The organism is Halomonas salinarum (assembly GCF_012062845.1).
Lineage (GTDB): Bacteria > Pseudomonadota > Gammaproteobacteria > Pseudomonadales > Halomonadaceae > Onishia > Onishia salinarum.
Genome location: NZ_WWNB01000001.1, coordinates 159,363 through 181,212 on the forward strand (window position 1 = coordinate 159,363; position 21,850 = coordinate 181,212).

Below are 21,850 nucleotides of genomic sequence, written 5' to 3' on the forward strand. Positions count from 1 at the left end.
TCACACGCCCTCTCGCTTGCCTTCCCGACGTTCTCGCAACGCCCGATATAAATTTGGAAAACATTTCCACCACATCTCATCCATTGGTCATACCAGCGACCCAAGAGCCTTTACAGGCGTCGATAGATTGGAGAGATTGGAGAGATCGCCCTTGCGTGGCGCATGTCCACGACCCTTTGAGGCATAGCCATGAACATCCTCTACGACGAACATCTCGACGGCCCCATTGCGCCCCAGAATAAGGCCGATGTGCTCGCCGACCTGAGCCAGGCCATTCCAGACATGACCCTCCTGCACCGTGAGGAGGATCTGCGGCCCTTCGAGTGTGATGGGCTCTCGGCCTATCAGGTGCTGCCGATGCTGGTGGCGTTGCCCGACTCACTCGACCAGGTCGAGACGCTGATGCGTCGCTGCCATGCCATGGGTGTGCCGGTGGTGACCCGTGGCGCCGGCACTGGTCTTTCCGGCGGCGCCCTGCCCCTCGAGCAGGGCGTGCTGCTGGTAATGTCGCGGTTCCAGCGCATCCTCGCGGTCGACCCCGAGGCCCGTATCGCCCAGGTGCAACCCGGGGTGCGCAACCTCGCAATTTCGGAAGCCGCCGCGCCTCATGGTCTCTACTATGCGCCGGACCCCTCATCGCAGATCGCCTGCTCGATCGGCGGTAACGTCGCCGAGAACGCCGGCGGCGTGCATTGCCTGAAATACGGACTGACCGTGCACAACGTGCTCAAGGTCGAGGTGATTACCATCGAAGGCGAGCGCATGACGCTTGGCGCCGAATCATTCGACGCACCGGGTTTCGACCTGCTGGCGCTATTCACCGGCAGCGAAGGCATGCTCGGTGTGATCACCGAGATTACCGTCAAGCTGCTACCCAAGCCCGAGACCGCCAAGGTACTGATGGCAAGCTTCGACGACGTCGAAAAGGCCGGCCGTGCGGTGGGCGAGATCATCGCCGCGGGCATCATTCCCGGCGGGCTTGAGATGATGGACAAGCTGGCCATCCGCGCCGCCGAGGACTTCGTCAAGGCCGGCTACCCGGTCGGAGCCGAGGCCATCCTGCTCTGCGAGCTAGACGGCGTGGAGGCCGATGTGGCCGACGACTGCGAGACGGTGCGTCGCGTGCTGGAAGCCGCCGGCGCCACAGACATCCAGCAGGCCCGGGATGATGCCGAGCGCGCCCGCTTCTGGGCCGGGCGCAAGAACGCCTTCCCCGCGGTAGGCCGCATGTCCCCTGACTACTACTGCATGGACGGCACCATTCCGCGCCGCGAGCTACCCAGCGTTCTCAAGGGCATCGCCCGGCTCTCCGAGGAATCGGGCCTGCGTGTCGCCAATGTCTTCCATGCCGGCGACGGCAACATGCACCCGCTGATCCTCTTCGATGCCAACCAGCCCGGGGAGCTCGAACTCGCCGAAGAGGTCGGCGGCAAGATTCTCGAGCTGTGCGTGGCGGCCGGCGGCAGCATCACCGGCGAGCACGGGGTGGGGCGCGAGAAGATCAACCAGATGTGCGCCCAGTTCCAGCCCGACGAGATCAGCGCCTTCCATGCGGTGAAGGCCGCCTTCGACGAGCAACGGCTGCTCAACCCGGGCAAGAACATCCCGACCCTGCAGCGATGCGCCGAGTTCGGCGCCATGCATGTCCACAACAACGAGCTACCGCATCCCGAGCTTCCGCGGTTTTAATCGAGAGCTGCCAGTTCTGATCAAGGCATCGACCACCATGACCAGAGCATGCAGGCGGGAGCCGATAGCGAGAGTGGCGCCCACCGCACGTCATCGGCGGCGCTGGCGCAGACGTAGAAGGATTCATCATGGCTGACACCTACGCATCACCCCACGATCAGAACATGAGTGCCGAGATCGGCGAGCAAATTCGCCACGCCGATAAGGCAGGCTCGCCGCTGCGGATCGTTGGTGGTGACACCCGAAGCTTCTACGGCCGGGCAGTAGATGGCACTCCGCTGTCGCTGTCTGCTCACCGCGGCATCACCCATTACGACCCGGTCGAGCTCGTCGTCTCGGTGCGCACCGGCACACCACTTGACGAGCTCGAGTCGGCGCTTCAAGCCGAAGGCCAGATGCTTGGCTGCGAACCGCCTCGCTTCGGCGAGGTTGGCACTGTCGGTGGCATGATCGCCACCGGACTCTCCGGGCCACGCCGTCCCTGGGCCGGCGCGGTGCGTGACTTCGTGCTCGGCACCCGGGTGATCGACCGCACCGGTCGTGAGCTGCGTTTCGGTGGCGAGGTAATGAAGAATGTCGCCGGCTACGACATCTCGCGACTGATGGTCGGCGCCCAGGGCACCCTCGGGGTGGTCAGTGAGGTCTCGATGAAGGTACTGCCAAGGCCTGCCGCCAGTGCCAGCCTGCGCCTGGAAATGCCGCTGGAGAAGGCCCTGGATCGCCTCACCCAATGGGGCCGCCAGCCGCTGCCGATCACTGCCTCCGCCTACACGGATGGCGCCCTGCACCTGCGCCTGGAAGGCGGCGCAAGCTCAGTGGCCGCAACCCGCGAGCGCCTGGGCGGCGATGAGCTCGAGGAAGACTTCTGGCAGACGCTGCGGGATCTGCGTCTGCCCTTCTTCACCGATGACGCTCGCCCGCTGTGGCGGCTCTCATTGCCCAACCACACCCCGCCGCTGCCGCTTGCCGGCGAAACGCTCCTCGATTGGGCCGGCGCCCAACGTTGGCTGAAGAGCGATGCCGCTGCCGAGGAGATTCGCGCCGCCGCCAGCCGAGTGGGTGGCCACGCCACCTGCTTGGGCGCCAGTGACGGGCAAGGCGAAGGGCATCACAAAGCACAGGGCGCGGCCGAACCTTTCACCCCCCTCGCCCCTGTCATCGCCAAGTATCATCGTCGGCTCAAGGCCGAACTCGACCCGAACGGGATATTCAACCCCGGCCGCCTATACGGCGACGTCTAAGCCCGGCGAAAGCCCGAAGGGAGAGCCCGATGCAGACGCATTTCAGCCAAGACGATCTCAAGAAGCCCCATATCCGCGAGGCCGACCGTGTCCTGCGCAGCTGCGTGCACTGTGGCTTCTGCAATGCCACCTGCCCGACCTATCAGCTGCTCGGCGACGAACGCGATGGTCCCCGCGGGCGCATCTACCTGATGAAGGAGCTGCTTGAGAGCCGCGATGACGATGATCAGGTCACCGAGGAGACCCGGCTGCACCTGGACCGCTGCCTGACCTGCCGCAACTGCGAAACCACCTGTCCATCGGGCGTCGAGTATCACAAGCTGCTCGACATCGGTCGCGCCGAGATCGAGCGCCGGGTGCCCAGAAGCCTGCCGGAACGCGCCCTGCGCCTCGGGCTGCGTAAGGCCCTGGTCGAGCCCACTCGCTTCAAGGCTCTGCTCGCACTGGGCACCACCTTCAAACCACTGATGCCCGGCCGACTCAAGAGCAAGATGCCGCCGGCGCCGGTGGATGCCGGCTCGCGCCCGGATGGCAAGCACCATGCGCGCCAGATGCTGATTCTCGAAGGCTGTGTGCAACCGGGCCTTTCACCCAATACCAACGCCGCCACGGCGCGTGTGCTGGACCGACTCGGCATCGGCCTGACCCCGGCACCCGAGGCGGGTTGCTGCGGCGCCATCGATTTCCACCTCAACGCCCAGGAGGCCGGACGGGCCCGCATGCGCGCCAATATCGATGCCTGGTGGCCGCACCTGGAAGCCGGCTGTGAAGCCATCGTCCAGACCGCCAGCGGTTGCGGTGCCATGGTCAAGGAATACGGCGAGGTGCTCGCCGACGACCCGACCTATGCCGAAAAAGCCGCCCGGGTCAGCGCCCTGGCCAAGGATCTTGGCGAACTTCTGGCCGATGAAGACCTGGATACCCTGAGCATTCAGGACAAGCAGCGACTGGCCTTTCACTGCCCCTGTACACTGCAGCACGCGCAGAAGCTGGCCGGAAGCGTCGAAGGCGTGCTCAGCCGGCTGGGTTTCTCACTCACACCGGTTCAGGATAGCCATCTGTGTTGCGGCTCGGCAGGCACCTATTCGATCACACAGCCAGAACTGGCCACTCAGCTGCGCGACAACAAGCTCGACGCATTGGAAGCCGGCGACCCGGAAACGATTGTGACAGCCAACATCGGTTGCCAGACCCACCTGGCCGGCGCCGGCCGCACGCCCGTTCGCCACTGGATCGAAATCGTCGATGAGGCGCTGACATAAGCGCCCGGGCGCCCCTCGTTCAGACACCCAACCCCAATATCGAACACACCCAAGGAGCATCCCATGCAGACCAAATCCGTGCTGACCCTTTCAGACGCCAACCTGATTCTCGACGCTGCTCAAAAGGAAGCCGAAGCCAACGGCTGGGCCGTGACGATCGCCGTCGCCGATGATGGTGGGCACCTGCTGGCCCTGCGTCGCCTTGATGGCGCCGCGCCGATGACGCCGACCGTGGCCTCAGAGAAAGCCCGCAGCTCAGCACTGGGCAAAAAGGAAACCCAGGTCTTCGAGGACATGATCAATAACGGTCGGACCGCCTTTTTGTCCGCCCCGCTGACCGCCACCCTCTCCGGCGGTGTACCGGTGCTCAACGACGGTCACGTCGCTGGCACCGTCGGCGTCTCCGGCGTCAAGCCAGACCAGGACGTACAGATCGCCAAGGCAGGCATCGCCGCTCTGGGCTAACGCAACGCCCAAAAAGTATGTCGATTTGCCCCTTTTCCCCCGCCGCCGTATGGCCCAGCGGGGATTTTTTTATTGATCCAGCATCCGTCACTCGACCGCGCGCTCAGTTGCTGGCCAGGATCCAATCCAGAAAGGCCTGCTTGGCCGGGCTTTGACCCTCCGCATGAACATCGATCACCCCATAGCCGTTGTCGGTGCTCAGGCTGAGAGACTCAAGCCCCACCAGCATGCCGCGATCGAGCTGGTCCTCGACCACGCCCCGCCACCCTAGGCCGACGCCCTGGCCGGCGATCGCCGCCTGCAACAGCAGCGGATAGTTGTTGAAGATCAGCTCCGAAGGCGCCTGGTGCGCCTGCCCCCCCATGCGCTCGAAATACCCGGGCCAGTCCAACCACTTCTGGCCCTGGTCGGCGGTCAGGGTCAGCAGCGGCACCTCACCGAGACGCGCCAGATCATCGATCGGCCCGTACGCGTCCAGGAACCCGGGACTGCACACTGGAAATACCTCCTCGTCGAGCAGCCGCGGTATCCCCTCGAGCTCTCGCTGGTCGGCGAACACGATGGCGATATCGACCTCCTGCTCCCGCCAGTCGAAGACCCCCTGATTGGTCATGATCCGGACGTCGATATGGGGATGTTGCTGACGAAAGGCCGGCAGGCGCGGCAGCAGCCAATACGAGGCCAGAGAAAAATCGGTGAGGAGGGTTAGGCGCGGGTTGCGGTGACGCTGCTGCAAGCGGTCGATGGTGCCTTCGATGGTCGCGAACCCAACCTGCACGGCCTCGCACAGCGCCTGGCCCGGCTCGGTCAGGCGGACGCCGCGATAGATGCGATCAAACAGTTGCAGGCCGAGCTCTTCCTCGAGGGCCCGCACCTGCTGGCTGACGGCCGACTGGGTGGAACGCAGCTCCTTGGCGGCGGCGGTGAAACTCAGGTGTCGGGCCGCCGATTCGAAGACCCGCAGCCCATTGGGCGATATCCGCTTGCTGGTTAATAACATTAGATGAACTAATCCCACCCATAAAAAATTAGCGAGTTTACAGGGTATGAGATTAGCATAGAGACTGTCTCCCGACCGCAAGCAATCCCTGCACCCCTCGGGAGGCACGTCCCCATGTCCAATAAGAAGCCCAATATTCTCTTCCTCATGGCCGACCAGATGGCTGCGCCATCGCTGTCGTTCTATGGCCACGAGGTCACCAAGACACCGAACCTGTCGCGCCTGGCGGAAGAAGGCGTGGTCTTCGACTCGGCCTACTGCAACAGCCCGCTGTGCGCGCCGTCGCGCTTCGTCCTGATGGCCGGCCAGCTGCCGTCGCGGATCGGCGCTTTCGACAACGCCTCCGAGCTGGCCGCCGAAACGCCCACCTTCGCCCACTACCTGCGCGATGCCGGCTACCAGACCGCGCTTTCCGGCAAGATGCACTTCTGCGGCCCGGACCAGCTGCACGGCTTCGAGGAGCGCCTGACCTCCGACATCTACCCGGCCGACTTCGGCTGGTTCGTCGACTGGGAGAACTTCGAGGAGCGTCCGAGCTACTACCACAACATGTCTTCGGTCACCCAGGCCGGGCCCTGCGTACGCTCCAATCAGCTCGACTTCGATGACGAAGTGACCTTCCGCGCCCAGCGCTTCATCTATGACTATGCGCGCAGCGATCAGGAGCGTCCCTTCTGCCTCACGGTCTCGCTGACTCACCCCCACGACCCCTACACCATCCCGCAGGAATACTGGGATCGCTACGATCACGACGAGATCGATATGCCCAAGGTGCCCTACTCTCGGGACCTGATGGACCCGCATTCCAAGCGCCTGCGTCAGGTCTATCAGTGCGACGAGGACACCATCAACGACGAGCAGATCCGCAATGCGCGTCGTGCCTACTACGGCGCCATCAGCTATGTCGACGACCAGCTCGGCAAGGTGCTGACGGCCCTGAAGGAAAGCGGCCTGGAAGAGGACACCATCATCGTCTTCTCCGGCGACCACGGCGACATGCTCGGCGAGCGTGGTCTCTGGTACAAGATGAGCTGGTTCGAAGGCTCCGCCCGCGTACCAATGATCGTGCATGCCCCGGGACGCTTCACCCCCGGCCGCGTCAAGCAGTCCGTATCCACCATGGACCTGCTGCCGACCTTCGCTGAATGGGGCAATGACGGCCAGGCCCCGGACTACGCGGTGCCCATCGATGGCCGCAGCCTGAACCCGCACCTGACCGGTACCGGCGGCCATGATGAGGTGATCGGCCAATACTGCGGTGAAGGCGCCATCGCCCCGCTGCTGATGATTCGTCGCGGTCGCTACAAGTTCGTCCATACCAGCCCGGACCCGGACCAGCTGTTCGACCTCGAGGCCGATCCGCAGGAGCTGACCAACCTCGCCGAGGATCCCGAGCACCAGGACCGGTGCAAGCAGTTCCGTGAGGAGATCGCGAGCCGCTGGGATCTCGAACAGCTGCACCAGGACGTGCTCGACAGCCAGCGCCGTCGCAAGCTGGTCGCCCGCGCCAACATGAAGGGCAAGGTGACCCCCTGGGATCACCAGCCATTCTTCGATGCCAGCGTCCAGTACATGCGCAACACCATCGACCTGGATGACCTCGAGGCGCGTTCACGCTTCCCGCATGTGACCGACGAACGGTAATGCCAATGCCATCGCTCGGTCGCGAATCGGCAACGGGCCAGGGCAGCCAGCGACGCTGGCTGCCTTTCATGAGCTGGCTGCGTCACCAGTCCCCCGGGACGGTGCGCCGCGATGCCATGGCAGGCCTGACCGGTGCCGTCCTGGTGGTACCGCAGGGCGTGGCCTATGCCATGCTCGCCGGCCTGCCTCCCCAGTACGGTCTGTACACGGCGATCGTACCCGCGGCACTGGCCGCCTTGTTCGGCTCATCGAAGCAGATGGTCAGCGGCCCCACGGCCGCGCTGTCAATCGCACTGTTCGCCACCCTGCAGCCGATGGTAGAGGGTGGGGAAGCCGACTTCCTCTCGCTCGCCCTGACACTGACCTTTCTGGTCGGCGTCTTTCAGCTGGCGTTGGGGGTCACGCGGCTCGGTGTGCTGGTCGACCTGGTGTCCCACTCCGTGGTCACCGGTTTCACCGCCGGCGCGGCGGTGATCATCGCCACCAGTCAACTGCCCTACGTGCTCGGGCTGTCGTCGCTAGATAGCAGCGGCTTCCTCGCGCTCTGGCCAGCGCTGCTGGCACACCTCGACCGCGTGCACCCCGAGGCCCTGCTGGTCGCCGCGGTCACCCTGGGCCTCTGCCTGGCCATTCGCCGCTGGGCGCCCCGCTGGCCTGGCATGTTGCTGGCGCTGGCGGGCGCCTCGCTGCTGGCCGGCATACTCGATCCCGGTGGCCAGCAGATTCCCCGGATCATGGCGATGCCCAGCGGCCTGCCGCCGCTCTCGATGCCGGACCTATCGCTTGAGACCGTGCAGATGCTGACCCCCGGCGCCGTCGCCCTGGGGCTTCTCGGTCTGGTCGAGGCGGCGGCGATCTCGCGGGCCTTCGCGGCGCGCCAGGGAGAGCGCGTAAATGCCAATCAGGAGTTCATCGGCCAGGGGCTGTCGAACCTCGCCGGGGCCTTCTTCTCGAGTTACATCTCGTCGGGCTCCTTCACCCGCTCGGCCATCAATGCCAGTGCCGGGGCCGGCTCGCCACTCGCCGCGCTGCTATCGGCCATCATGCTGGTGCCGATCGTGCTGTTGGCGGCACCGCTGCTTGAACACGTGCCGATGCCCGCCATGGGCGCCCTGTTGCTACTGGTGGCCGTCAATCTGGTGGATCGGCACAGCATTCGGGAAGCCTTCGCGACCAGCCGGTCGGAGACCGCCGTCCTGCTGATCACCTTCGCCTCCACCCTGATGCTGGCCCTGGAGTTTGCCATCTACTTCGGTGTGCTGGCCTCGCTGACGCTCTACCTGCGCCGAACCACCCGTCCGCCGGTGGTGGCAAGCGAGCTGGTCCATGCCCCCTTCGCACTCCAGGAGGCCCTGGAGGCGCCAGAGTGTGAGGTCATCAGGATCGACGGATCGCTGTTCTTCGGGGCCTGCGAGTCGGTGGCGCAACGGCTCGAGAAAACCGCCCAGCCGAATCTGGTGATTCTCGCCGCGGGGATCAACTTCATCGATCTCAGCGGTATCCACCTGCTGCAACGACAGGCTCGTCGCTGCCGGGCGCAGGGCGGACGGCTCTACCTGGCCTGGCCCAAACCCGATGTCGCGGCACGACTGACACGCGCCGGCATCCCCCAAGACACCCTGGCCCATGACCACGTCATTACGCTGTAGGAGGCATTAAATGACACGACGACCGTTGTCCCTGGCTTTATGCCACGAGGAAGGCCTGGCACGCCTTACCCCACTCGCTGATGGCCAACACCGGCGCGACATGATGAGTGTTGCATAAGGAAACATCTGACTGTTCTATCCCTAACAATAAGGAGAAGTACCCCATGAGTCTTCCTAACGACCCCGTACCTCCCGCGACAGCGTCGGTGGCAATCGACGATATGCAGACCGATTACACGGTCGGCCAGGACAATATCGAAGGCCGTCTCGGCCCTTTCGACTTCGATGTCCATAACCGGGTCTTCGTCGTCTCGGCGATCGCCTCGGTGCTCTTCATCGCCCTCACCCTGCTGTTCCCGGAGCGGGCAGGCAATATCTTCCAATCGGTTGTCGCCTTTTCCACCGGCACCCTGGACTGGTACTTCATGATCCTGGTGGATTTCTTCATCCTGTTCTGCCTGGCACTCGTCGTGCTGCCCTACGGCAAGGTCCGGCTTGGCGGACCGGATGCGCGGCCTGAACACAGCTATCTCTCCTGGTTCGCGATGCTGTTCACCGCCGGTATCGGCATCGCCCTGCTGTTCTTCAGCGTGCTGGAACCGGTCTACCATGCCAATGTCTCCTCGCCGCTGGGCACCCCCTCACCTTTCGGTGCCGATGGAGCGCTGAACCCGGAGGCCATCGCCGAGGCCACCGCCATGGGTCTGGCCGGTACCTTCCTCCACTGGGGCCTGCATGGTTGGGCGGTCTATGCCGTCATGGCACTGGCCTTGGCGCTCTTTTCCTTCAACAAGGGATTGCCCTTCTCCATCCGTTCGGTCTTCTTCCCGATTCTCGGCGACCGCGTCTGGGGCTGGTGGGGCCATGCCATCGATATTCTGGCGGTGTTCTCCACCCTGTTCGGCCTGGCCACGGCGCTCGGGCTCGGGGCGCAACAGGCCAATGCCGGCATGAATTTCGTCTTCGGCATTGAGGTCAACGTCACCACCCAGGTCATCGTCATCGTGGCGGTCACGGCAGTGGCCCTGATCTCGGTGTGGCGTGGCCTGGACGGCGGCGTGAAGAAGCTCTCCGAGTGGAACATGATCGCGGCCGTGCTATTTTTCCTGTTCGTGGTGTTCGCCGGCCCGACTCTGGTGGGGCTGACCGGGCTCTGGTCAGGGCTTAAGAGCTATGTGACGGAGTTCATTCCCCTCTCGGCGCCGTTCGGCCGTGATGACGACGCCTATCGCCAATCCTGGTCGGTCTTCTACTGGGCCTGGTGGGTCAGCTGGGCCCCGTTCGTCGGCATGTTCGTCGCTCGGGTGTCAAAGGGCCGCACCGTGCGGGAGTTCGTGATCTGCGTGCTGCTGGTCCCCAGCCTGTTCATCTTCATCTGGATGGGCGTGTTCGGCAGCATCGCCCTGGAGCAGCTCTACGCCGACCCGGCCGGCAGCCTGGTCAAGCAGTACGTAATCGACAGCTACCGTCCGGAGCTGGCGCTGTTCGGCATGCTGAATGAACTGCCGTTGACGAGCCTGATGTCGACCCTCGGCATCGTCCTGGCGCTGGTTTTCTTTGTCACCTCGTCCGATTCTGGCTCACTGGTCATCGATACCATTACCGCCGGTGGCAAGATCGACGCCCCCCGCCCCCAGCGCATGTTCTGGGCGACAGTCGAGGGCCTGATCGCCATCGTGCTGCTGATCGGCGGCGGCCTCTCGGCTCTCCAGGCCGGGGTGACCGCGACGGCGATTCCGTTCTCCGTCGTGATGCTGCTGATGTGCTATAGCATCATCAAGGCACTGAACGGCGAACTGCGTCGCCTCCGCTGATCCTCCTGCGCTTCCTCTAAGGCTTCCGCCTCCTGGTCCCATGCCCATACGAGGTTAAGGTTCCAGGAGGACGGTTGCGTCCGGTTCCCATATCGACGCCATGAGGCCAACCTTCCGACACAGGCAGTCCTCCCCCTCTCGACACCTCCCTCTTTAGATGCGACAGCCGACTTGTGAGAGGCTCTATCGGCCAAGGTGTCTTCATCCACAGGAGCAACCTTCATGAGTAGCCCACACGAACCGGCCCCACCCCCGGGATCGGATGACATGCAGACGGATTACGTCGTTGGCCAGGACAATATCGAGGGCCACCTCGGGCCCATCGGCTTCGATATCCATAACCGGGTCTTCGTCGTCTCGGCCCTCGCCTCCATCATCTTTATCGCGCTCACCCTGCTGTTTCCGGAACGGGCGGGCAGCGTCTTCCAGTCCATCGTCGCCTTCTCCACCGGCACCTTGGACTGGTACTTCATGATCGTAGTGGATTTCTTCATCCTGTTCTGCGTGGCGCTGGCCTTCCTGCCCTACGGCAAGGTCAGGCTGGGCGGGCCCGATGCTCGACCGGAGCACGGCTACCTGTCCTGGTTCGCGATGCTGTTCGCCGCCGGCATCGGCATCGGGCTGCTGTTCTTCGGCGTGCTGGAGCCGGTCTACCATGCCAACGTCTCGCTGCCTCTGGGCGTCGCCTCGCCGTTTGGAGCCGATGGCGAGCTCAACCCGGAGGCCATTTCCGAGGCGAGCGCCCTGGGCCTCGCCGGCACCTATCTCCATTGGGGCATCCATGGCTGGGCCGTCTATGTGGTGATGGCCCTGGCGCTGGCCCTCTTCACCTACAACAAGGGCCTGCCCTTCTCCATCCGTTCGGCGTTCTTCCCGATTCTCGGCGATCGCGTCTGGGGCTGGTGGGGACATGCGATCGATATCCTGGCGGTGTTCTCCACCCTGTTCGGCCTGGCCACCTCGCTCGGCCTCGGGGCCCAGCAGGCCAATGCGGGGATGAACTTCGTGTTCGGCCTCGAGGTCACCACCGCCACCCAGGTCATCATCATCGTGCTGGTCACGGCGGTGGCCCTGGTCTCGGTGTGGCGTGGCCTGGACGGCGGCGTGAAGAAGCTCTCCGAGATCAACATGGTCATGGCCGTACTGTTCTTCTTCTTCGTGCTGTTCGCCGGCCCGACCCTGGTAGCCCTGAGCGGGTTCTGGACGGGTCTTTCGACCTATGTAACGGAGTTCATCCCGCTATCGGCCCCGTTCGGGCGCGACGATGACGCCTACCGCCAGGCCTGGACCATCTTCTACTGGGCCTGGTGGGTCAGTTGGGCGCCGTTCGTCGGCATGTTCATCGCTCGAGTGTCGCGAGGGCGCACGGTGCGCGAATTCGTGATCTGCGTGCTGCTGATCCCCAGCCTGTTCATCTTCATCTGGATGGGCATCTTCGGCGCCACGGCGCTCGACCAGCTCTATGCCGATCCCGCCGGCAGCCTGGTCAAGGAGTATGTGATCGACAACTACAGCCCCGAGCTGTCGCTGTTCGGCATGCTCAACGAACTGCCGCTGACGGGGCTGATGTCGACCCTTGGCATCATCCTGGCGCTGATCTTCTTCGTCACCTCCTCGGATTCCGGCTCGCTGGTGATCGATACCATCACCGCCGGTGGCAAGATCGACGCGCCGCGTCCCCAGCGCATGTTCTGGGCCACGGTAGAAGGCCTGATCGCCATCGTGCTGCTGATCGGCGGCGGCCTCTCGGCGCTCCAGGCCGGGGTGACCGCGACGGCGATTCCGTTCTCCGTCGTGATGCTGCTGATGTGCTATAGCATCATCAAGGCACTGAACGGCGAGCTGCGCCAGCTCCGTCGGGGGGGCGACTGATCCCCTCCTGCCCAGCCCGATGGCGCCGGGCAGGTTCCCTGGCCTACTCGCGGGAAGGGGCCCGGCCGACGAGTCAAAGACGGCCCCCTTTACGGAGTCGGGCGCGGCCCCATGGCGCCCAACCCGTTTGTATGGCGGTAATACCCGGACGCATACACGCCCTTCTCGACGACGTCGTCGATGCCTCTCCATGCTCCGAGAACCCAGGACTGTCCCGATGAACCACCGGCTCCCGTCTCTATCATCCCTGGTGGCCTTCGAGGCCACGGTACGGCTGGGCTCCATGACGGCGGCGGCCGAGGAAGAGGGCACGACCCAACCCACCATCTCGCAGCGTATCCGTACCCTTGAGGAACGGCTGGGCCTGCCGGTGTTCGACCGCCACGGCGGTCGCCTGACGCTTACGGTCCAGGGGGAACGTTTCTTTCGGGACATCTCGCCCGGCCTCGAGTCGATTCGTGATGCCTGCGAACGACAGATTCAGCAGGGGCAGCGCCCATCGCCCTCGGTGGTGATCGCCGCTGGATCGGGCTTCACGCACCTCTGGCTACTGCCGCAGCTGCCGGCGCTCAAGCAGGCCTTCCCGGGCTTCACGTTCAAGCTGATGCCCATCGATCGTGCCGATGCCCCCGAACTGCAGGCCGCCGACATCGCCATCCGCTTCGGCCCTTACATGCCACAGGACAAGGGACGACTGCTGGTCAGCGAGGCGGTCTTTCCGGTGTGCAGCCCCGACTATGCAAGCGAGCAGGGCTTGGGCGGCACGCTGACGGCGGACCACCTGCCACGACTATCGCTGCTGCATCAGGACATCAAGGATCCGCGCTGGCTCGACTGGGCCCAGTGGTGCCGGCACGTCGGGCTGAGCCTGATGCCGCGGGACGACGTCTTCGCCTACCACAACTACGCCCTGCTGCTGAATGCCGCGCTCGCCCATCAGGGTGTGGCGCTGGGCTGGTCTCCGCTGGTCGAGGATTACCTGGCGAGCGGCCAGCTTATCGCCCTGGCGCCCCGAGTGACGCGCCAGGACTATGGCTACTGGCTCAGCGTCAAGCATCGCCACAGCGCAGTCACCGAACCGATCAGCGACTGGCTGGTCGATGCCATACATCGGCAGGCGGCCTGCGTGCATGCCTGAGAACGCCTGGGCGCGCCTACCGGTGGAGAAGGAGAGGTCATGCCTCCAGCGGAAGCTCCTTGCCGATCACCACCGGATCGAAGGGCGTGCGGGCGAATACCCGGCGCAGCATCGGCTCGAAGTGCTCGAGCGGCGGCGTCGGGTAATCGGGGTCGAAGGCGGCCTGATCATAGCGTTCGCAGAAATCGACGCAGCTCTGATACCAGGGGTGACCCCGGTAGCGGTCGCGCTCGTTCGGGTTCTCGCCAAAGTGGTGGGCGTAGTAGACCTTCTGGAACAGCCCGTGGTGATGCACCACCCAGGTGACCTCGCCACGTACGTAGGGGCGGATGATCGACGCAGCCAGCTGTGAATGATTGTAGGGTGCCAGCTCGTCGCCGAGATCATGCAGCAGGGCCCCAACGACCATGTCGTCGTCGGCCCCATCGGCCTCGGCACGGGCGGCCGTCTGCAGCGAATGCTCCAGCCGCGACACCCGGTAGCCGCTCAGGCTGTTATCCAGATGGCGCAGGGCACGCAGCAGGCGGTCCACCAGCCCCTGGTTGAACTCGTCCTCCAGGCGCTCGAGAAAGACATACTCTTCTCGGGTGCCGTCCTTCATCTGCCGGAATGCGACCTCTTCCATTTCAGGCGACCTCTTCGATCGGATCACGGTATTTCAAGAGGCTCGCGAAACGCTCGCGCGGGCCGTCGGTGTCGAGGTAACACCCCTGCAGGTGGCGATGTCCCTCATCGGTGTTGTAGCTGGTGCGCCCGTGCAGCACGCGACTGTTGTCGAACAGCATCAGCTCGCCGGCCTCGAGGGCGAAGCGAACCTCGTAGGCCGGGTCCGTGAGCAGTTCACCGAGGCGCTGGCGGGCCCGGTGGAACAGCCGCGTCTGGGCCTCGGAGAGCAGTGGTAGCGCGTCCAGCCGCGGACTGTAGTGAACACCGGTGGGGTGGCCATCGTCGTCGGTCTGGATCATGGTCCGGTGCGTGACCAGTTCGGTCCCGGCATCGATGAAGCGGAAGCGTACCGAGGTGGTCTTGAGCAACTCGTAGCCCTCGGGCGTCTCGTGACGTAGCTGCTCGAGCACCTTGAGGCTGTCGGCCAGGGTCGAGAGCCCACCGGAAGTCTCGTTGACCAGACAGTGCAGCAACTGGATGCCCGGCACCGGATTGCGATACGGATTGTCGGTGTGCGGGCCTAGCGCCACGCTGCGATAGGCCAGATCGTTGCCGCTGGGGCGCGAGTAGACCTCGAAATAACGCCCGAAGTTAGTTTCTTTGACGTAGCCGTAGTGGCCGCCGACCTGAAGGATGCGCTCGGGGTCGGTGGGCACGCCGTAAAGCACCAGGTAGCCGTAATGCAGATAGGCCTCCAGCGAGGCACGAAAGTAGGCCGGCTCCTCCAGCACCCGCCGCCAGTCGAAGCGCACGCGCTCCTGATCCAGGCTGGCATCCCAGGGCTCGGGAGCGGGAAAGGCCGTGGCATCGTCGAGTTCATCGGCCAGCACGCGAAGATCATAGGTCTCGCGATGCCCGTCGCTGAACGCGATAGCCGCATGGTACTCATCGACCCGGAAAGCGCTGACGAGCGTCAACGTCGCATCAATGGCGTGTGAATCGAACAGGCGCTGCCGGGTCAGCGGCTCCAGTTGGTCGGGGGCTTGGGTCCGTTCGCGCAGCCACAACGGGCTGATCTCGCGCGGCTGCTCACCGTCGTCGAGAACGATCGCCGGGGGCTGCTCGCGAACGACAAACGCATGATGGGTGGACATGTCGGACTTCCTCGGTTGGCTGGGGTCATCACGCTAGCGATCACGGGCATGATGACGATCGAGACGTCGCACGAGTAGAGTCGGCACCTTATTCCTTGGCATGCCATTTTCTTATGGCGGCTGGCGACTCGCTTCCTCAGTGCTGGCGAGTAATAAGGTCATTCAGTAGTTCCAGCAGCGTAGGGGGCGGTTCTCGTCTGGTCCCCTGTCGTCGTCGGCCTTATCATCGAAGGCCCATATTCAGGCCACTCACGACCGCCCCTTCATCGACGCGAGGATGCCATGTCACCATTCGTCTTCCTGCTGCCGGCGATCAAGCCCGCCAACAGCAGCCCGCCCCCCAGGATCCGACTCAGTCGCTCCCACCAGACTTCATGTCCGTAAGCAACAGGCCTGCTCCCAGGCCCGTCATCAATGCACCCAGAGACGCCAGCCCCGTGTGCTCCCGAAAGAACAGCACCACGCCAAATCCCAGCAGCATGGCACCGCCGATGACCCAGGCGCCCTTACTCAATGCATCCTCAATCACCGCCCCTCGCGATTCACGCCAGACTGCCCGACGACGAAACTCATATCGGCTTTGACAGTCTTGGTCAGGTGGACGAAACGTACCAATGACATCAAGCAGGACAGCAACGCTAACCTTGAAGAAGGAGAAGTTGCGGAAGAAAGCGGTGTGGATTCCGCTAACGAAACCTGATAATCAGCGCCGCCGCTGATGAATCAGACCCCGGCCATGCCGGGGTTTTTGCGTTTGGACAGCCACCCCGCGCCAACGACATACTGACAATCCGTTGCCAAGCGCACATGCCAACACCTGGAGAAGCTTCATGCCCGATAACGTGCATTTCTATCGCCCTGATGACGGCCATGGCCTCCCCCACAACCCCTTCAACGCCATCATAGGGCCGCGCCCCATCGGTTGGATTTCCTCGCAGAGCGCAGCAGGTACCCTCAATCTGGCGCCCTACAGCTTTTTCAACGCGTTCAACTACACGCCGCCGATCATCGGGTTCGCAAGCGTCGGCTACAAGGACAGCGTGCGCAACATCGAGGAAACCGGCGAGTTCTGCTGGCAGCTCTCGACCCGCGAACTGGCTGAGCCGATGAACCAGAGCTGCGCGGCGGTAGACGCTGAAATTGACGAATTCAGCCTGGCCGGCCTAACCCCCACTCCCTCACAGATCTTAAGCGTGCCCCATGTTGCCGAGGCACGCGTGGTCTTCGAGTGCCGGCTGAGCCAGATATTGCAGCTCACCTCTGCCGCCGGTGATGCCGTCAATACCTGGCTGGTGCTGGGCGAGGTGGTCGGTGTCCATATCGACCAGACCCTGTTGAAGGACGGCGTCTATCAGACCGCCGACGCAGGCCCCATCTTGCGTGGCGGTGGCGCTGCGGACTACTTCGAGATCACTCCTGAGCAGCACTTCGAGATGCATCGCCCTCGCTAGCGTCACCCCCTGTCAGTAACGATGAGACAGCTGTTTTCTGTCGTATCCACGCCAGTCCGCGCCGTGCTGATGCATGGCCAGCCGCCCGCCGATGAACCAGACTTAACGAATGGCGAGAATGCCCTAGCGAAGCACAACAGAGCTAAGTGGATGACCGGTGCGAAACGCGCCCAGGAGGAAGACATGGCAGGAGGATGGTCAAAAGATGGCGCCGTGCAGGAGCAGATCGACAGCACGATAGAAGACGCCCTCGAACGGGCGCGAAGCGAGCTGCCCCGGGGGGAAAGCCTGGAATACTGCGAAGAATGCGAGGCAAAGATTCCGCAAGCACGGCGAGAGGCCGTGAAGGGTGTACGCCTGTGCATCAATTGTCAGAGCGAACGCGACAAACAGCGTTCATCCGTCAGCGGCTACAACCGACGCGGCAGCAAGGACAGCCAGCTGCGTTAGGCTCTCTTCCTTTCTTTCATATCCGCCCACAACATTCAGACGACCGCAGCAAGCTGTCTAGGGACGCTTCAGTCTCTAGGTGCGCGCGAACAGTCAGGGAGGTATGGGCATTCACTCAGGGCTTCTTCTTCGCGAAAAAGCCCGGTGACGAGCGGCGTTCTTCTGGGGCAGGGCTCTCCACCGAGCAATAGGCCGTCAAGCGACGGCCTCGGCAGGCGACAAGGACGCCTGCCATCAGGGAGCAATCACCTCCCCTGTCCACCGCCGGCCATCGCGGGACGGCCGGCGGCACGGACTCAGCGGCTGCCGACCTCATGGTCAGCGAGCGCCTCCAGGGCACGGACGATGCCGGAATGGTCCCAGTCGGCTCCACCGTGGGCGACACAGGCCTGGAACAGCTGCTGGGCATTGGCGGTACCGGGCAGCGCAAGGTCGAGGCTGCGCGCGCCTTCCAATGCCAGGTTGAGGTCCTTCTGATGCAGCTTGATCTTGAAGCCCGGATCGAAGGTGCGGTTGATCATGCGCTCGCCGTGGACGTCGAGAATCTTCGACTGGGCCAGGCCGCCGAGCAGCGACTCGCGGACCTTGGCCACGTCGGCGCCGGCCCTGGAGGCGAACAGCAGGCCCTCGGAGACCGCCTCGATGGTCAGGGCGACGACGATCTGGTTGGCCACCTTGCAGGTCTGGCCGGCACCCTGGTCGCCGATATGGGTGATGGTCTTGCCCATGAGCTCGAACAGCGGCTTGGCGCGCTCGAAGCCTTTCGGGGTGGCACCGACCATGATGGTCAGGGCCGCATTGATGGCACCGCCCTCGCCGCCGGAGACCGGCGCATCGACGTACTCGCCGCCGGCCTCCTGGATGCGCTTGGCGAACGTCTGAGTAGCCAGCGGGGCGATGGAGCTCATGTCGATCACCAGGGTGCCCGGCTGGAGGCCCTCGATGACGCCGCCCTCGCCGAACAGCACCTGCTCGACGTCGGGGGTGTCAGGGACGATGGTGATGATCACCTCGGAGGCCTCGGCGACCGCCTTGGGATCGGCGAGCTCCTGCATGCCCTTGGAGGCCAGGGTCTCGTCCAGGGTGCCGCGCTTGACGGTGGAAAGCGTGTGGCCGGCGTCCAGCAGGTGGCCCGCCATGGGACGGCCCATGATGCCCAGTCCGATAAAACCGATCTTGCTCATGATGATTCTCCTGTCACGTTACTTGCTGACGTTGGGTCGTGATCGTCGTGCGGAAAACGTCGGTCAGGGCTCCAGGGGATGAGCGCCGGGGGCAAGACGACGCGAGGGTCCTACGCCATGGATGGCGTCGGTAGCGCCCAGGGAGGGGTTCACAGCGCCCTCGCGGCGTCTTGACGCCGGAACAGCTCATCCCGGCCCGGGGCCTGTCACAGCACTCCGGGGAAGCCCTTCCACCACCGCCATGATTCAGCGGACGGTGTCCAGCCAGCCCAGCCCTTCCCGGGTCCCCGCCTGGGGCTTGTACTCGCAGCCGATCCAGCCCTGGTAGCCCAGGCGGTCGAGGTGCGCGAACAGGAAGGGGTAGTTGATCTCGCCGGTGCCCGGCTCGTGGCGGCCTGGGTTGTCGGCCAGCTGGACGTGGGCGATGCGATCGAGGTGCTTCTCGATGGTCGGGGCCAGGTCCCCTTCCATGATCTGCATGTGATAGATGTCGTACTGCAGCTTCAGGTTTCGGCTTCCCACCTCGTCGAAGAGCGCCAGGGCCTGCGCGGTGCGGTTGAGGAAGAAGCCCGGGATGTCGCGGGTGTTGATCGGCTCGGCGATCAGCAGGATGCCCTCGGCCTCGAGCTTCTCGGCGGCGAAGCGCAGGTTGTCGACCAGCGTCTGGCGCGCCTCGTCATCGCTCACGCCTTCCGGCTGGATGCCGGCCAGGCAGTTGACCTGAGTATTGCCGAGCACCCTGGCGTACTCGATGGCACGGTCGACGCCGGCGCGAAACTCCTCGACGCGATCCGGGTGGCAGGCGATGCCGCGCTCGCCGGCGCCCCAGTCGCCGGCCGGCAGGTTGAACAGCACCTGGGTCAGGCCGTTGGCGTCGAGGCGCCGCTTGATCTCGGCGGCCTCGACATCATACGGGAAGAGGTATTCGACTCCCTTGAAGCCGGCCGCGGCGGCGGCCTGGAAGCGGTCGAGGAAGTCGACCTCGGTAAACAGCATGCTGAGATTGGCGGCGAACTTGGCCATATCGAACTCCTCTGGGTCGCTAACGTTGTAACGGGGCTTGGCTGGCGACAGGCCTTTTAGGAGGCGCTGTAAATACATCCCTGTACGCTACCGATTCCCTGCGGCGCTCTCGCATCCTGCTCCGCTTGCAGGGCCGGTGCTGGCCATCCATGGCCAGCCCGTTCGGAGCAGTGCTCCTCACCCCTGGAATCGGACCTCCTCTGCGGCCTGTCCCCGGTGTCCTTTGCGCTTTCTGTAAGGCAATCAGGCCAGGGCGGCGATGGAGCTCGGCGCATCGGCCACGTTCTCGGCCAGCGCCTCGAACTCGTTGATGCCGGCCAGATCGGTGCCCATGGAGATGTTGGTCACCCGCTCCAGGATCACCTCGACCACCACCGGCACACGGTGCTGCTCCATCAGTTCGCGGGCCTCGGCGAAGGCCGGGCCGATCTGGTCGGGCTCGGTGACGCGAATCGCCTTGCAACCCAGCCCCTCGACCACCGAGACGTGGTCCACCCCATAGCCGTTGATCTCCGGACAGTTGATGTTCTCGAACGACAGCTGCACCTGGTAGTCCATCTCGAAGCCGCGCTGGGCCTGGCGAATCAGCCCCAGGTAGGAGTTGTTCACCAGCACGTGGAGGTAGGGCAGGTTGAACTGCGCCCCCACCGCCAGCTCCTCGATCATGAACTGGAAATCATAGTCGCCGGACAGGGCGACGATCTCGGCGTCCGGATCGGCGCGACGCACGCCCAGGGCTGCCGGGATGGTCCAGCCCAACGGGCCCGCCTGGCCGCAGTTGATCCAGTGGCGCGGCTTGTAGACGTGCAGAAACTGGGCGCCGGCGATCTGTGACAAGCCAATGGTGCTGATATAGCGGGTGTTCTTGCCGAACGCCTTGTTCATTTCCTCATAGACGCGCTGCGGCTTGACCGGCACGTCGTCGAAGTGGGTCTTGCGCAGCAGGGTGCGCTTGCGCTCCTGGCACTCCTCGGCCCAGGCGCGGCGATCCTTGAGCCTGCCCGCGGCCCGCCATTCCTTGGCCACCGCCACGAACAGCTCGAGCGCCGCCTTGGCGTCGGACACGATGCCGTAGTCCGGGCCGAAGATGCGGCCGATCTGGGTCGGCTCGATGTCCACGTGAACGAACGTGCGATCCTCGGTATAGCTATCCAGCGCTCCGGTGTGCCGGTTGGCCCAGCGATTACCGATGCCCATCACGAAGTCGGACTCGAGCAGGGTCGCGTTGCCGTAGCGATGCGAGGCCTGCAGGCCGACCATGCCCGCCATCAGTTCGTGATCGTCCGGGATGGTGCCCCAGCCCATCAGGGTCGGGATGACCGGCACGCCGGTGAGCTCGGCGAACTCGGCGAGCAGGTCACTGGCGTCGGCGCTAATGATCCCGCCCCCGGCCACCAGCAACGGCTTGTCAGCCTCGTTGAGCATGCTCAGGGCCTTCTCGATCTGGGCGCGGCTGGCGGCCGGCTTGTAGGCCGGCAGCGGCTCGTAGGTGTCCGGGTCGAACTCGATCTCGGTCATCTGCACGTCGATCGGCAGGTCGAGCAGCACCGGACCCGGCCGCGAGCTGCGCATGATCTGGAAGGCCTGCTGGAAGACCCGCGGCACCTGGGCCGGCTCCCGCACGGTGATGGCCCACTTGGTGACCGGGCCGGCGATGGCCTGAATATCGACCGCCTGGAAGTCTTCCTTGTGCAGCTTGCTGACCGGCGCCTGCCCCGTGATGCACAGGATCGGGATGGAATCCGCCGAGGCCGAGTACAGGCCGGTGACCATGTCGGTGCCCGCCGGCCCGGAGGTACCGATGCACACCCCGATGTTGCCGGCCTTAGTGCGGGTATAACCCTCGGCCATATGCGAGGCGCCCTCGACATGGCGCGCCAGGACGTGATCCACCCCACCGACCTTACGCATGGCGGCATAGAAGGGGTTGATGGCGGCCCCGGGCAGGCCGAAGGCGACCTCGATACCTTCCTTCCTGAGCACGTGAACGGCGGCTTCTGCGGCGGTCATGCGAGCCATGGCGATTCCTCCTGAGGCGGTTTTTATTCTAATCACTCTTTGTATACAGAGGTTAGTTCGGCCTCACCATCGCGTCCAGTTTTTATGGAAAATGTTTCCACAAAAACTGCATAGTGGTAAATAACATTAAAATTCAGTTATTTATGAAAATAATTTGCCCTCATCATGCTCACTGAAACCACTGTGGCA

18 protein-coding genes are annotated in these 21,850 nt (G+C 64.1%); 11 read left to right on the plus strand and 7 right to left on the minus strand.

The annotated features are described in order from the left end of the window. Positions 1 to 189 precede the first annotated feature (189 nt). The 4 genes from glcD (at position 190) to HF027_RS00715 (ending at position 4,657) form a co-directional block, all read left to right on the plus strand. Positions 190 to 1,689, plus strand: a complete 1,500-nt coding sequence (glcD, locus tag HF027_RS00700; RefSeq protein WP_168011928.1) for a glycolate oxidase subunit GlcD — start codon at positions 190 to 192, stop codon at positions 1,687 to 1,689. A gap of 128 nt (positions 1,690 to 1,817) precedes the next feature. Further along, positions 1,818 to 2,930, plus strand: a complete 1,113-nt coding sequence (gene glcE, locus HF027_RS00705; protein WP_168011930.1) for a glycolate oxidase subunit GlcE — start codon at positions 1,818 to 1,820, stop codon at positions 2,928 to 2,930. A gap of 29 nt (positions 2,931 to 2,959) precedes the next feature. Continuing rightward, positions 2,960 to 4,192 carry a glycolate oxidase subunit GlcF gene (glcF, locus tag HF027_RS00710; protein WP_168011932.1) on the plus strand — a complete coding sequence of 411 codons (1,233 nt, stop codon included), beginning with the start codon at positions 2,960 to 2,962 and terminating at the stop codon, positions 4,190 to 4,192. Positions 4,193 to 4,255: 63 nt separating this feature from the next. Continuing rightward, positions 4,256 to 4,657: a GlcG/HbpS family heme-binding protein gene (locus HF027_RS00715; RefSeq protein ID WP_168011934.1), complete on the plus strand. Its 402-nt coding sequence runs from the start codon at positions 4,256 to 4,258 to the stop codon at positions 4,655 to 4,657. Between the two features lie 103 nt (positions 4,658 to 4,760). Here the strand turns inward: HF027_RS00715 and HF027_RS00720 are convergent, their stop codons facing one another. After that, positions 4,761 to 5,657, minus strand: coding sequence for a LysR substrate-binding domain-containing protein (locus HF027_RS00720; protein WP_168011936.1), 897 nt, complete (start codon positions 5,655 to 5,657; stop codon positions 4,761 to 4,763). Positions 5,658 to 5,771: 114 nt separating this feature from the next. Here HF027_RS00720 and betC point away from each other — a divergent pair, with 114 nt between their 5' ends. From betC to HF027_RS00745, 5 genes are all read left to right on the plus strand, one after another. Further along, a complete protein-coding gene (gene betC, locus HF027_RS00725) occupies positions 5,772 to 7,301 on the plus strand; it encodes a choline-sulfatase (protein ID WP_168011938.1) in 1,530 nt (509 codons plus the stop codon). Next, the gene (locus tag HF027_RS00730) at positions 7,301 to 8,950 is read left to right on the plus strand and encodes a SulP family inorganic anion transporter (protein WP_245184387.1); all 1,650 of its coding nucleotides are present in this window, start codon (positions 7,301 to 7,303) and stop codon (positions 8,948 to 8,950) included. The genes betC and HF027_RS00730 overlap by 1 nt, the downstream gene beginning before the upstream one ends. Before the next feature lie 164 nt (positions 8,951 to 9,114). Then, complete coding sequence (locus HF027_RS00735) at positions 9,115 to 10,764, plus strand: BCCT family transporter (protein ID WP_168011940.1); 1,650 nt, start codon at positions 9,115 to 9,117, stop codon at positions 10,762 to 10,764. Between the two features lie 222 nt (positions 10,765 to 10,986). Continuing rightward, a complete protein-coding gene (locus tag HF027_RS00740; protein ID WP_168011942.1) occupies positions 10,987 to 12,636 on the plus strand; it encodes a BCCT family transporter in 1,650 nt (549 codons plus the stop codon). A 217-nt stretch (positions 12,637 to 12,853) separates the two neighbouring features. Beyond that, positions 12,854 to 13,774: a LysR substrate-binding domain-containing protein gene (locus HF027_RS00745; RefSeq protein WP_168011944.1), complete on the plus strand. Its 921-nt coding sequence runs from the start codon at positions 12,854 to 12,856 to the stop codon at positions 13,772 to 13,774. A gap of 37 nt (positions 13,775 to 13,811) precedes the next feature. Here the strand turns inward: HF027_RS00745 and HF027_RS00750 are convergent, their stop codons facing one another. The 3 genes from HF027_RS00750 to HF027_RS00760 all read right to left on the minus strand — a co-directional run bounded on the left by HF027_RS00750 (position 13,812) and on the right by HF027_RS00760 (position 16,063). After that, positions 13,812 to 14,399, minus strand: a complete 588-nt coding sequence (locus HF027_RS00750) for an HD domain-containing protein (RefSeq protein WP_168011946.1) — start codon at positions 14,397 to 14,399, stop codon at positions 13,812 to 13,814. Between the two features lies 1 nt (position 14,400). Beyond that, positions 14,401 to 15,534, minus strand: a complete 1,134-nt coding sequence (locus HF027_RS00755; protein ID WP_168011948.1) for a TauD/TfdA family dioxygenase — start codon at positions 15,532 to 15,534, stop codon at positions 14,401 to 14,403. A 352-nt stretch (positions 15,535 to 15,886) separates the two neighbouring features. Then, complete coding sequence (locus tag HF027_RS00760) at positions 15,887 to 16,063, minus strand: hypothetical protein (RefSeq protein WP_168011950.1); 177 nt, start codon at positions 16,061 to 16,063, stop codon at positions 15,887 to 15,889. 301 nt (positions 16,064 to 16,364) lie between these two features. On the opposite strand from HF027_RS00760, the gene HF027_RS00765 reads away from it, so the two are divergent. Together HF027_RS00765 and HF027_RS00770 are read left to right on the plus strand one after the other, a co-directional pair. Beyond that, on the plus strand, positions 16,365 to 16,985 hold the full coding sequence (locus HF027_RS00765; RefSeq protein ID WP_168011952.1) for a flavin reductase family protein: 621 nt from the start codon (positions 16,365 to 16,367) through the stop codon (positions 16,983 to 16,985). A gap of 183 nt (positions 16,986 to 17,168) precedes the next feature. Then, on the plus strand, positions 17,169 to 17,435 hold the full coding sequence (locus HF027_RS00770) for a DksA/TraR family C4-type zinc finger protein (RefSeq protein WP_168011954.1): 267 nt from the start codon (positions 17,169 to 17,171) through the stop codon (positions 17,433 to 17,435). Positions 17,436 to 17,731: 296 nt separating this feature from the next. Here the strand turns inward: HF027_RS00770 and HF027_RS00775 are convergent, their stop codons facing one another. The 3 genes from HF027_RS00775 to gcl all read right to left on the minus strand — a co-directional run bounded on the left by HF027_RS00775 (position 17,732) and on the right by gcl (position 21,661). Next, positions 17,732 to 18,619 carry a 2-hydroxy-3-oxopropionate reductase gene (locus HF027_RS00775; protein WP_168011956.1) on the minus strand — a complete coding sequence of 296 codons (888 nt, stop codon included), beginning with the start codon at positions 18,617 to 18,619 and terminating at the stop codon, positions 17,732 to 17,734. A 246-nt stretch (positions 18,620 to 18,865) separates the two neighbouring features. After that, a complete protein-coding gene (hyi, locus tag HF027_RS00780; protein ID WP_168011958.1) occupies positions 18,866 to 19,642 on the minus strand; it encodes a hydroxypyruvate isomerase in 777 nt (258 codons plus the stop codon). Positions 19,643 to 19,885: 243 nt separating this feature from the next. Next, on the minus strand, positions 19,886 to 21,661 hold the full coding sequence (gene gcl / locus HF027_RS00785; RefSeq protein WP_168011960.1) for a glyoxylate carboligase: 1,776 nt from the start codon (positions 21,659 to 21,661) through the stop codon (positions 19,886 to 19,888). Positions 21,662 to 21,850: the final 189 nt, after the last annotated feature.